Raw genomic sequence first — 12,564 nt, forward strand, 5'->3', positions numbered from 1 at the left:
TGTCAATTTTAGTTTACATATGTCAATGTAAATCCAACGTAACAAAAAACTCAGGTTTTGATGAAAACTGATTCACCCAGAATCGTTGTCGTTGGCGCCGGTATCGGTGGGCTGGCTGCCGCCTTGCGGCTTTGCCATCAAGGCTGCGATGTGACCGTGCTGGACATGCATGGTGCCCCGGGCGGCAAAATGCGGATAGTCCCATCTGATGCGGGCCCGGTTGATGCGGGACCCACCGTTCTGACCATGCGACCCGTGTTCGAGGCTTTGTTCGAAGACGTGGGCGAAAGGCTTGGCGATCACCTTAAGCTACACCCGCTCGCAACGCTTGCACGCCACTATTGGGACGATGGTGCCACGCTTGATCTGGACGCAGACCCCGCCAGAAGCCTCGCCAACATAACCAGAACCTTTGGTGCAAAAGCCGGTCAGGAATTCGAAGCCTTCTCGGCCCGCGCCAAGCGCTTGTTTGCTGCCTTTGATGGGCCAATGATGCGCAGCCCAGTGCCAGCTCAGATGGCAGTCACAAAAACCGTATTGCGACAGCCGCGCCTGATCATGGATATGGCCCCGCATCGCACAATGGCGGGATTGCTGAAACGCTCTTTCCGCGATCCCCGACTGGCGCAGCTTTTCGGGCGCTACGCTACTTACGTCGGCGGGTCACCCTATGCCTCCCCTGCCATCCTGTCCTTGATCTGGCAGGCAGAGGCACAAGGTGTCTGGTCTGTGCAGGGTGGGATGCATCAATTGGCACAAACGATCGTAAATCTCGCCAAAGCGCGCGGCGCCACTTTCCACTACAACACCGCAGCAACGCGTATCACCCGGCAAAACGGGCAGATCAACGGCGTACAAACCAATGCCGCGCATTTTCCGGCGGATATCGTGCTGTTCAACGGTGATCCACGCGCATTGGCAACCGGATTGCTGGGCGAAGGCGCAAAGGCCGCAGTCAGTGATCGGCAGACCGGACCACGCAGCCTTTCGGCCTTTGTGCACGCCTTTGCTGCGATCCCCAGCGGCGTCGATCTGGCCCATCACACGGTGTTTTTCGGGCACGATCCAAAGGCCGAATTCAACGCGCTTGCCGCAGGTGAAATGCCAACAGACGCCACTCTCTATCTTTGCGCCCAAGACCACGGACGTGTCGCCTCCGACGCCCTGCACCGGTTCGAGATCATCATGAACGGCCCGCCTGTGCCGCGCGACCCTGAAAAGGAAAAACCCCCATGTCAGACACAAATTTTCAAGCGTCTCCGCGACTTCGGCCTCAGCTTCAGCCCGACACCGGAGCCGGACGCGCTGACGACGCCCCAAGGATTCAACGCGCTGTTTCCAGCGAGCAGCGGTTCCCTTTACGGGCAGAGCCCACACGGCCTGATGGCGGCCTTCAAACGCCCGACAGCACGGACCAAGATACCGGGGCTTTACCTTTGCGGGGGCGGAGCGCATCCGGGGGCGGGGGTGCCGATGGCGACACTCTCAGGCCAGCACGCGGCCGCGGCGATCATGACGGACCATGCTTCCACCTTGACGTCCCGCCCAACGGCTATGCGTGGTGGTACGTTGACGGGATCAGCGACTGTGGAACGAAAGCGGTCTCTGTCATAGGGTTTATCGGATCGGTGTTTTCGCCTTGGTATGCGTGGTCGGGCCGCCGCGAACCTGCCGACAATTGCTGTATCAACGTCGCCACCTACGGACCGGGCGGACGTTTCACAATGACCGACCGGGGGCGTGATGCGCTCAGAACCACGCCGGATACGCTTCAGGTCGGACCCTCGTCCATGCATTGGACCGGCAAGGAACTGATCATCGACATCGATGAGATCAGCAGCCTGCCTTTGGTCAGCCGCGTGCGTGGAAAGATCACCGTGACACCGCACGCAGTCACATCCGTCGAACTACCCCTCACCCCCGATGGGACACATATCTGGCGCCCGTTCGCACCTTCGTCCGACATCAAAATCGATCTTGAGGCAAAGGGCTGGCAATGGTCGGGACATGGCTATTTCGACGCCAATTTCGGCACCCGCGCGCTGGAGCAGGATTTCAGCTTCTGGACATGGGGGCGCTATCCGACCAAGTCCGGCGCTACCTGTATCTATGATGCCGTGCGACGGGACGGAACAACGCTTGAAACGGCAATCGCGTTCGACAGTGACGGAAAGGCACAGATCGTCGATGCGCCGCCGCGCACCCAGTTCAAGAGGTCCTTGTGGCAGGTCAGGCGCGAAACCCGCGCCGACCCCGGCGTCACGCCGAAACAAGTGCTCAACATGCTGGATGCCCCGTTCTATTCCCGTTCCGCCGTGCAAACGCAACTGAACGGAGAGGTTGTGACAGGCGTGCATGAGGCCCTTGACCTCAACAGGTTCAGATCACCGCTGATCAAGGCAATGCTGGCGGTGCGGGTTCCAAGGCGGCGTGGCTGGCCAGCCTAAAGCGTGATGATGTCTCCACCCGCCGACTGCGCATCATCGGCATCATGGGTCACCATCAGCACCGGCAATTGCCGGGCGTTTGCGCGGTCAAATACCATGTCGCGCACCTGCGCCCTGCGCGCCGCGTCCAGCCGCGAAAAAGGTTCGTCCAGCAGCAGCCCACAGGGTTCCGACAGCAGCATCCGCATGAGCGCGACCCGCGCCTTTTGCCCGCCCGAGAGCGTGGCCGGATCACGGTCTGCAAAGCCGCTCAAGCCCACTTCCTGCAGGGCTTCTTCAATCTTGGCCTTCCGTTCCGCAGCACTCCCGCCGGGCTGTAATCCAAAGGCAAGGTTCGCGCCTACCGACAGATGCGGGAACAACAGGTCATCCTGAAACAGGATACCGACCCGGCGTTGATGCGGCGCGGCATTTGTAATGTTATGGCCATCCAGCCAAACCTCGCCCTCTGCACGAAAGTCGGATGCAAGCGTGCCGGTGATAAACGCCAGCAAGGTCGATTTGCCGACGCCGGACGGCCCCATGATCGTCAGCACTTCGCCCGGGCCGATATCATGCGTCACGGACAAGAGGGGCACACCCCCCTTGGAAACGGTCACATCCCTAAGCGATAGCCCCTTATCCATGCCGCAATCCCCTTCTGTTGCGCCAAACCAGCGCAGGCAGCAGCAAGGCGAGCGCAAATGGCACCAAGGCCGCCCCTGTCTGCATCAATCCATAAACTGCAATCGCCCTGCGGTCACCGCCCGAGGCAAGCGCCACAGCCTCGGTGGTGAGTGTCGCCACACGGCCACCGCCAATCAGCAACGTCGGGAGATATTGTCCCACCGATACGGCCAATCCAACCGCCAGGGCCGTCAGGACCGGACGCAACAACATCGGCAGGCGCACGCGCCAGAGAACCCCGTCGGGGCTCGCACCCAAAGCTGCAGCAATCGTACCCATGCGCGTGTCCCAAGCGCGGAAGGGGTCAGCCAGCGACAGAAAGACATAGGGCAGCACGAACACCAGATGCGCCAGCATCACAGGCAAACGCCCCACATCTGCACCGGCATTGAGCATCAGTGTCTGCAACCCCGGCAGAAACGCTGTTTGCGGAATGAGTAAAGGAAAATAGAGCAACCATACTGCGCGTTCGCTGAACGAAAGCCCATATCGGTACTCTGCCTCAAGGCATCCGATGGTGAGGATCAATGCGACCAGCGCAACGGTCCCGGCGATCAGCGCGGTTTCGCCCAGCGCCTCCAGTGTCCCGGGGCCGAACCGGACCCAGTTGCGTAAGGTAAAGGTATCAGGAAACGCATCAGGAAACCCCCAGAAACCCGCAAACGACCAAGTTGCCAGCACAACCAACCCCAGCAACACGGCCAAAGCAGAAACGCTACCGGCAAACAGTGCCATCTGCGCGACAACCGGATCACAGCTGCCGCGCGCGCCCTTTGCGATCCAGCGACGCCCAAGCAGGGCGACCACTATTTCTCCCATTCGCCAAAAGACCAGTGCGCCAATGACGAGACCAAGCTGCAACAGCGCCCCGGCAGCAGCCTCCAGCCGCATCGCAAGATCAGGATTGGACATCCATTTCACAATCTGGACGGACAATGGCGGCGGTGTATTCGGCCCGAGGATCACGGCCACATCGACCACAGACATCGAATAGGCCAGGACGACATAAACGGGTGGTCTGATCTGTGCATAGACCCGCGGGAACACTGTCTTCAACCATCCTGTCACGCGCCCGTAACCCAATGCGTGCGCGATCGTGACACTGCGGGGCGCGTCTGTCTGACCCAATGCAGCCAGCGTGATCAATAACAGGAAAGGGACCTCTTTTACGATCAGCCCGGCGGTCATGGTCAGACCCCATGTATCCTGCACGATCAACAAATCAGGGGGCCGGTCCCAGCCTGTGACCCCCGGCGAAATCAATCGTGATAACCATCCTGATGGCGCGATGAGGAATGCCAGCCCAAAGGCAGCCGCAGCATGTGGTACCGATAGAAGTGGCGAAAGAAGTCGCTCCAACGCGCGAAAGGGGCGTGTCCCGGACCAACCCGCAGTGACAAACACCACGATCATGAGCGAAACCGAGGTTGCCAGCAGCCCGGTCGATAGCGAGAGCATCACCGCCCTTGGAAGCCCGCCCCACTCGAACAAATCCCGAAACGGGTCAAGCGATGGCCCTGTCAGACCTGCCGCAGGTAAATGCCCGAATGCGGGCAGCAATGTCCCCCACAAGCCAGCCGCGACCGGCCCCAACATCGCAAGCAATGTGAGGATCGGCAGTACGGGCAGAAAGCGGCGGCGGCTCAAAGGCAAAGCAGCCCCGGGTTATTCCCGGAGCTCCTTTTTGCACACGCGCACAGGATTACTCGGAGACGCCATAACGCTGCATCCAGTCATCCGCGATGCGGATCATCCAGCTTGGGTGCGGCTCTGCTTGCACAGTGCCCAACTCGGCCGGAGACAATGTAGCGACACCCAGTTCCAGAGCATCAAATGCAGCGCGATCAGAGGCAGGCAAGGCATCCATATCCAATACGGTTCCATAGCCCAGAACCTCCGGGTTCTGCGCGCGCACCTGCGCCTCGGGTGACATCAGGAAGTTGGCAACGACCATCGCACCGGCCTTGGAGCCAGAGTTGTACGGAACGGCAACAAACGAAGCGTTGCCAATGGTCCCTTTGTCCAGAACGAACGTACGCGCGGTTGGCGGCAACTGGTTGTTCGCGATCGCAGCTGTCGCTTCACCGGGACTGAAGGAAATCGCCAGATCGACTTCGCCATCCGCGATCAACTGCAACTGCGCAGGTCCTGTCGCAGGATAGGCACGGCCTGCGCGCCAAAGCGTCGGCGTCAGATCATCAAGGAACGCCCAGAGCGGCGCTGTGACGGCGTCATAGTTGTCATCGGTTGCGGGCGCAGACAGCACAGACGGATCGTCCAGCAAGTCAACCAAAGCTTGCTTGAGGAAGGTTGTACCAAGAAAGTCAGGCGGTTGCGGATAGGTGAACCGACCGGGGTTCGCGGCGGACCAATCGGCAATCGCCTGCATGGACCCAAGAGGCTCTGCCAGATCAGCCGTATCATGGATGAACACAACCTGCGCCATGGCCCAAGGGCTCTCAAAACCGTCGGTGGGAACCGTAAAGTCCGTCTGCACCGTCTTGCCCTCGACATCGACAAAGGCCCAGTTGGGCAACTGCTCGGCAAAGGGGCCAAACAACAGATCGGCATCCTTCATTGCGGCAAAGTTGGCTCCGTTAATCCAGATCATGTCGATGGCACCGTCATCATCCTCACCCACCTGCTTTTCAGACAGGACACGGGTGACGGCATCGGCCGTATCGGTCAGCTTCACATGCTCCAGCATGACACCGTAGTCTTCCAAGACACGTTCTCCGACCCATGCAATGAAGTCGTTTGTCGTGGTCGATCCACCCCAAGCGTTCCAGAATACAGTCTGGCCTTCGGCTTCGGCTGTGACAGCATCCCAGTTGCTGGGGTCAATCTCAGCCAGCGCTGGCAACGGGGCCAACAAAGCGGCCAATACGGCGATAAGTTTCATATACGTTTACCCTTCAGTCTTTGTAGATTTGTCTTGCGGCGTAAATCCGCAGTATTGCAGTCGCAAAGCAAAGGGTGCCAAAGACCCATGCGAGCGGAGAAAAATAAACAGGCAAAAGACAAAGGATCACAAAGAACAAGATGGTCTCGGTCCCTTCCAGAAGGCCGTTGGAGTAATAGAGTGATTTCTGGCCCTGTACTTCCGTCTTATGCCCATGCTTTTCGGCAAGGATAGCATACCCCAGAAAACTGGTGCCGTTGAAATAAAACGACGCAAGCAGGAACGCGCCAGCGGCCCCATTGGTGGCCGGGTCATGGATCACAAAGGCCATCGGGATCGCGCCATAGAACAGAAAATCGACGGCGATATCAAGATACCCGCCAAAGTCCGTTTTCTGCGTCGCGCGGGCAACCGCACCGTCCAGACCATCGGCAACGCGGCTGGCCAGTAGCGGAGCGAGCGCCCATCCCGGCTGACCCGATGCAATCAAAAGGGCGGCAAACAGACCCAAGCCCAACCCGGTCAAAGTCACCGCATCCGCCGTAACCCCACGCCCAGCCAGCCCGCGACCAATATGGTTCAGCGGCGGGTCTATCAGTTGACGTACATAACGATCGAGCATCTGGCCTCACTCCGAGCTGCGTTTCTTGTGAACGATGCTACAGATTGGCGCAATCAACCTGACGGGAATGTGAGAGAGGACTGCCGGATTGTCATAATTGCATTTAGGTTGGTGCTCTCATCGAACATGCCAACCCAATCACCGACCATCAGGTGTCGTCTTATTTGGGGGATTCCCGAAACAACGGGTGTCTGTTTTTGATATGCCGGTCAACAAGCTGCACCCTACCGATCGGTATGAAACGCGCAGGTTGCGGGGCATCGTCGAACTCAGCCATCATGCGCGATGCGTGGTCGTCCGCTGGCTTCCACACGCAGGGTCGCTTCGATAAACATGGACCGGTTCTCGACCGTAATCTCGGATATGTCGCGTGTGACAGAAAACCGGATATCCTCGACGCCGGATGCCCGCACCAGCCCTTCGGCCTCGGACCGCAACGCGGTTTCCAGAACATCCAGCGCTTCGCCACGGTCGGCGAATATCTTCGGTCCTGCTGGCAAGTGCACGGCGAAAGACCCTTCGCCTGCGCTGGTGACAGCCCCAGTTGCCTGCATACGCACCTGCCCGACAACTGCCCCGATCGCATTGGCCACACCGCCATGTTCCGGCAAGACCATGCGTGTCCCGAGACGGTCGCCGACAGCCCCGTAATACGTCGCCGCCGAGGCCCCCAGACCGATCACAGGCACACCCAGGGACATTTGCACTTGGACGACGCCCTGATGCCAGTCTAATCCAGCCACTGACAGCGGGTGCCGGACAAGAGCCTCTGGATCAGACCACTCGCGATCATCTTCGGCAAACGCGGCCTGCAAAAGGCAATCCACGGTTTGCGCGGTCAACTGGTCAACGATTTGCTGCGCAAGGACTTGTCCACTTTGCGCAATGCGCGTACCGGCTCCAGTGCGACGGCGGGCAAAAAGTGTCAGCGCCTTTTCAGCCGCTTGTGCATCCCATGCGTCCACAAGCCCAAGCACATGCGCGGCATCCGATGGCGTCACACCCGCCAGAATGACAAGGCCGCGCCCCACCAAACGACCAAGGGCGGGGCTTTCCATGCGCGACCGCACTGCATGACCAAAACGCAACGGGCCGTTTGCCAAGCGATCTGCAACGGTTTGTTCGCGCGCGTCCAATCCGGCGGGCATGACTGCCCAAAGCGGAATAATGAATTGACCTCCGTCCGATGCCGGTACGTCCTGCGCCAGCGCGTGATCAAGCGCACCATGTATCAAGTCAGGATGATGCTGCGCTGCCAGAGAAATCGGCATCAACCGGCGTGGGCCAAGCCGTAAACCACCGCTTAGCCCCTCGACGACATGCACTTCGCTATCGCCGCCCAAACCTGTCGTGCGCATCGCCACCGCTTCGACCATTGTGCGGAACGGACCGACAAGTGCGCCTTTCGGGTCAATCTTGGGGCGCCCGTCACGCAACAGGCATACATCCGTCGTCGTTCCACCAATATCACTTACCAGCGCGTCGGTTTCCCCGGTGAGCCAACTGGCCCCCGCGATCGATGCCGCAGGTCCGCTGAGGATCGTTTCAATCGGCTTCTCACGGGCAAGGTCGGCTGACACCAACGCTCCGTCGCCACGTACGACCATCAAACGCGCCGATATCCCGACAGTCCTCAAGTGATCCTCGCAAGCGGTGATCAGACGATCCAGCATCCCGATCAGACGCGCGTTCAGCACGGCCGTAAGCGCACGCTTGGGACCGCCCAGCGCCTGACTGAGCTCATGCGAGCAACTGACCGGTTTCTCCACTACCCCGCGGATCAGATCCCGCGCGGCGATTTCATGGGCCGGATTGCGGGTGGCGAAACTCGCAGCAACGGCAAAGCCCGTAATCCCTGCATCAAGGCTTTGGAGCGCATTTCTCAAGGCAACCAGATCAAGCGGTACCACCTCGCCACCCGCGTGATTGTGACCACCGGGCAGGCGGATCACCGGATCGCCACGCAGCGCATCGGTCAGACCCGCACGTGTCAATTCAGCGTCGTCAAACCCGATCGCCACCAACGCAATGCGGCCACCCTGACCTTCGACCAAGGCGTTGGTCGCAAGGGTTGTGGATAACGAAACCATCGCGATATCAGCGCCATTGACCTGCGCTCCCGCAATTGCCGCATCAATCGCCTCACCGACACCGATCGCAAGATCAGGCCGGGATGTCAGGGCCTTGGCAGATGCCAGCACATGGTCGCACGCTTCGTCAATGATCACCGCGTCGGTGTAGGTTCCGCCGGTATCGACGCCAAGCAGGTAGGTCATGTCGTCCTCGTGTCACATTGATCACACAGCTAAACGACTTGACCTGACAAAGCGCAAGATCATTCCACGCGATACTTTGCTAAAACCGACACAGCCAAGCAATGTTCAGTTCAACACTTCAAACAGGCGCTGTTCATCAGCGCTGACAGGCACACGGCGTAACCAGTCCGCTGTCGTTTGGTCCGCCGCCAGTGTAGTTAGAAAAGCGCTGCCATAGGTGCTATTTGCACATAGCAGGATATGCGTGGCATCTTGCTGTCTGGCAAGCTGTTCAAACTCTGTTTCCTCCATCAAAAAGCCCAAACCGCCGTTCATGAATGCCGCCGGGCTGCGATGATAAGGCGCTGCCAAAGTGCTGTGATGCGTTGCCCAAAGCAAAGGCGCACCCATATTTGTACTATTCAGGATGATCGCGGCCGGCACCTCGTTCAATGCGACAAGCGACCCGTAGGTGCGACAATCCGTGTTTGTCGTTTCAGTCTTGTTGTTGGCATCCTCTAAATAAGGCCGCAAAGGGCCAAGGATGATCTCCGGAGCGATCACGGCAATCGCCACAATGAACATGAGCGCGGCCTTCGTGGCATCACGGGTTTTCAGATAGGTATCCAGCAGGGCCGCAAGGCAGACGCCACCAATCACAGGCACCACCGATGCGACCAGGATGACAGTGCGCATCTGTAAAAAGATCAGCCCGAAACCCAATATGCCCAGCACCAAGAGTTGTCCGAGAATCGCATTTTGCGTCTGGCCGAATCCACCACGACCGCGCCGCGACCACCATAGTACGCTGCCAGCAATCAGTGCGGTGACGACGGGGACGACAAAAGTCAATGCAGCCTCTGTATGCGTCTGGGCATAGATCAGGAACGGCTTTGCCTCTGTGACGCGTGTGCTGATCATCTCTTGTAGCTCGGGGGGGAGATCGCCGTAGGGGCCGCGAATGCACGGCCCCAGAAAAGGCCAGGCAATCGCAAAGCCAATCGCGGTCAGACAGACGGTGGCGCCCAACTGAAAAACCGCACCGGGGATGCGGTTACGCAATGCCAAAGGCACCAATGCCGCCACAACCGCAATCGCGATCACGGCCAGCATCGGAGTGCCAAGTTGATCACATACCGGTATCCCGCGCAAAGCCGGTGCGGTCAGACCAAGCCAGAAAGCAACGCTTCCACCCGCCAAAACAAGGCAGAATGCGATAAGCATCTGCTGCGTTTCGGCTCTGCGATCAAAAACACAGCGGCCAAAAAGCACAACACCAGCAGCGGCAACGAAAAGCAGACTTTCCAACCCTGTGGACAAGGCGAAAGCCGCCGCCAACCCACTCGTGATCCCCGCAGCGACCGGTCGACGAGGCCAGACAACCGCATAGATCAGGATCACCATCATCAGCAGTTGGACATTATGATGATCCAAATTCCCTGCGCGCGAGTGCAAATCAGACAAAAGCGGCCAGAATATTGCACACATGACCGCGAAACTTGCAGCGACCGGACCAAATAGCCGTTTGGTCCCCAGTCCGATGACCAAAAGTGTCAGAATAAATATGACAGTTGGCCAAATTGCTGCCCCGATCAGCTCTGCTGTTTGCATGGGCAAAACATAGGAAAACGGCACGATGAATGCAGCAATCCCTGCATCGACATAGCGGGACCAATGCATCAAGACACCTTCTGGCGGAACCAAACGGTACTGCATTGTATCAAACCAGTCCTGTCCGGCCAGCCAGTCGCGGACCATGACCATGCGCATGATGTCGTCGTTACCCATTGAGGAAAAGTTTTCCTCCATCTTGATGCCATCAACGACCGCTTTCAGCAGTGCAATCATGATCGCGCCCAGCAGGGCTACGAAAAGCGGCCTGTGCCGGCAAAAATCAATCAGGGATGTGAATTTCATGGGTTTCAATCACTTCATCAAAGGTGCCAGACCGATATCTTGCAACCCAAAAGGGCAAAACAATGACCGTTTTCTGCAAATTCCCATGCAAAGAGCGTTGCGCTGAATCAAGACCTGTCATACCCGAAACGCGATCAGACGTGCGCCGCAGAAATTCAGGACCGAACCAACGGCAGATCCCGTCACGAAGCCCCAGAACACCGTCGCGAAGGCTGTTCCAAAGACGCCGATAACGGCAGAATAGACCAGATAATTGGCGAGACTGCCAACCAGTTGAACGCTGAAATAAAGGCGGAATTGGGCCTTCCCGTTGGCGTTGCGCGTGGCCCGGAACGTCCAGTTGCGATTCAAGAGCCAAGTGGCGATAACGGCCACCGGAAATGAAAGGGCACGTGCGACAAAGGGGTTGAAATCAAGTGTGATCAGCAGCCACAACAATGTGCCGTCAATGATGAAACCGACGCCGCCCACCGCACCAAAGCGCATGATTTGCAAAGGCAGTTCTGACCTCATTGATGCCTAGCGCCTAATAGGTGCTGGCAACGCCAAATAGGCCATGCGTTTCATCTCGCGTCTGCCCAGAGTCACCGTATCAAGGATCAACCCGCTCATGAAGGAAAGCACACCGATCACCATGATTGCAGATACAAGAATTGCTGTCGGGAACCGAGGCACAAGACCCGTCTCAATGAATTCGACTACGATTGGGGCTCCGAGAACAAGTGAGACAATTCCGAGCAAGGCACCGATCCCACAGAACAACGCGAAGGGGCGCTCTTCTTTCACGAGCAAAATGATCATCTTTAGTATGCGCACTCCGTCCAGGATCGTGTTCAGCTTACTGTCAGATCCCGGCAGACGGTCGATATAGGCTGTATCCACATCAGCGATCGGCATCCGCAACTCCAACGCATGCACGGTCAGTTCTGTCTCGATCTCGAAACCACGCGACAATGCGGGGAAACTCTTGACAAAACGGCGGGAAAATATGCGGTAGCCTGTCAGCATGTCCTTGGTGCCCTTGCCAAAGATACCAGCGACGAGGTTTGTCAGCATCCAGTTGCCAAACTTGTGGCCGGGACGATAGGCTTCTTCAACTTCCGTTACTCGAGAACCGCTGACCATATCGAGCGTCTCGTTCATCAGTTTGTCCACCATGGCGGGTGCGGCGCTCGCTTCATAGGTATTGTCACCATCCACCATCACGTAAACGTCGGCATCAATGTCAGCGAACATACGACGCACGACATTGCCTTTGCCCTGTTGGGTTTCGACACGGACGATGGCACCGGCTGCGCGTGCTATATCGGCCGTGTCATCAGTTGAGTTATTATCATACACATAAATATCAGCATCAGGCAGGGCGGCGCGAAAGTCTGCAACGACAGTGGCGATAGGTTTCGCCTCGTTAAAGCACGGAATGAGCACCGCAACTTTTGGTTCTGAAGTATGCTCCACGCGAGGGCGCTCCATGGTTTTGGGTTTCTTGGCCATAGCAGCCACAGCAGACCATGGCGATAGTTAGCGGTCTATTTTTGGCTGGAGTGTGTAATTTCCGGATCACACCATTGTCTGTCCGGTCATAAACGCGAATACTAGGAGCATGAACGGCAACGCAGAAAATTCAGCCCTGAACGAAGCGGTACGCACGCGACGGAACGATCTGATCGCGCTGACCCAAAACCTGATCCGGATTCCCACATTGAACCCGCCGGGTGATTGCTACCGCGAAATTTGCGAGTATCTGGACCGGCG

The 12,564-nt window shown here is 58.1% G+C and carries 10 protein-coding genes and 1 pseudogene; 3 read left to right on the forward strand and 8 right to left on the reverse strand.

The window, feature by feature from the left end:
* Positions 1–60: 60 nt before the first annotated feature.
* Both crtD and crtC read left to right on the forward strand, forming a co-directional pair.
* A complete protein-coding gene (crtD, locus tag R6T97_RS05360) occupies positions 61–1,614 on the forward strand; it encodes a 1-hydroxycarotenoid 3,4-desaturase CrtD (protein ID WP_410348269.1) in 1,554 nt (517 codons plus the stop codon).
* Positions 1,578–2,447 carry a carotenoid 1,2-hydratase gene (gene crtC / locus R6T97_RS05365; RefSeq protein ID WP_410348277.1) on the forward strand — a complete coding sequence of 290 codons (870 nt, stop codon included), beginning with the start codon at positions 1,578–1,580 and terminating at the stop codon, positions 2,445–2,447. The genes crtD and crtC overlap by 37 nt, the downstream gene beginning before the upstream one ends.
* On the opposite strand, the gene R6T97_RS05370 is transcribed toward crtC, so the two are convergent.
* From R6T97_RS05370 to R6T97_RS05405, 8 genes are all read right to left on the reverse strand, one after another.
* Complete coding sequence (locus R6T97_RS05370) at positions 2,444–3,073, reverse strand: ATP-binding cassette domain-containing protein (RefSeq protein WP_410348270.1); 630 nt, start codon at positions 3,071–3,073, stop codon at positions 2,444–2,446. The genes crtC and R6T97_RS05370 overlap by 4 nt on opposite strands.
* Entirely contained in the window at positions 3,066–4,709 is a 1,644-nt protein-coding gene (locus R6T97_RS05375) for an ABC transporter permease (protein WP_410348278.1), read from the reverse strand. The genes R6T97_RS05370 and R6T97_RS05375 overlap by 8 nt, the downstream gene beginning before the upstream one ends.
* Before the next feature lie 106 nt (positions 4,710–4,815).
* Positions 4,816–6,015, reverse strand: a complete 1,200-nt coding sequence (locus R6T97_RS05380; protein WP_410348271.1) for an ABC transporter substrate-binding protein — start codon at positions 6,013–6,015, stop codon at positions 4,816–4,818.
* 13 nt (positions 6,016–6,028) lie between these two features.
* Positions 6,029–6,637, reverse strand: coding sequence for a CDP-alcohol phosphatidyltransferase family protein (locus tag R6T97_RS05385; RefSeq protein WP_410348272.1), 609 nt, complete (start codon positions 6,635–6,637; stop codon positions 6,029–6,031).
* A gap of 269 nt (positions 6,638–6,906) precedes the next feature.
* Positions 6,907–8,913, reverse strand: coding sequence for a hydantoinase/oxoprolinase N-terminal domain-containing protein (locus tag R6T97_RS05390; RefSeq protein WP_410348273.1), 2,007 nt, complete (start codon positions 8,911–8,913; stop codon positions 6,907–6,909).
* A 105-nt stretch (positions 8,914–9,018) separates the two neighbouring features.
* Positions 9,019–10,809, reverse strand: coding sequence for a hypothetical protein (locus tag R6T97_RS05395; protein ID WP_410348274.1), 1,791 nt, complete (start codon positions 10,807–10,809; stop codon positions 9,019–9,021).
* A gap of 117 nt (positions 10,810–10,926) precedes the next feature.
* Positions 10,927–11,322, reverse strand: a complete 396-nt coding sequence (locus R6T97_RS05400) for a GtrA family protein (protein WP_410348275.1) — start codon at positions 11,320–11,322, stop codon at positions 10,927–10,929.
* A 6-nt stretch (positions 11,323–11,328) separates the two neighbouring features.
* On the reverse strand, positions 11,329–12,267 hold the full coding sequence (locus R6T97_RS05405; RefSeq protein WP_410348276.1) for a glycosyltransferase family 2 protein: 939 nt from the start codon (positions 12,265–12,267) through the stop codon (positions 11,329–11,331).
* Positions 12,268–12,412: 145 nt separating this feature from the next.
* Between R6T97_RS05405 and R6T97_RS05410 the strand changes: the two are divergent.
* A pseudogene (locus R6T97_RS05410) lies at positions 12,413–12,564 on the forward strand (succinyl-diaminopimelate desuccinylase); the annotation flags it as partial.

It is taken from the genome of Yoonia sp., from assembly GCF_046498525.1.
In the GTDB taxonomy this organism is placed as follows: domain Bacteria; phylum Pseudomonadota; class Alphaproteobacteria; order Rhodobacterales; family Rhodobacteraceae; genus Yoonia.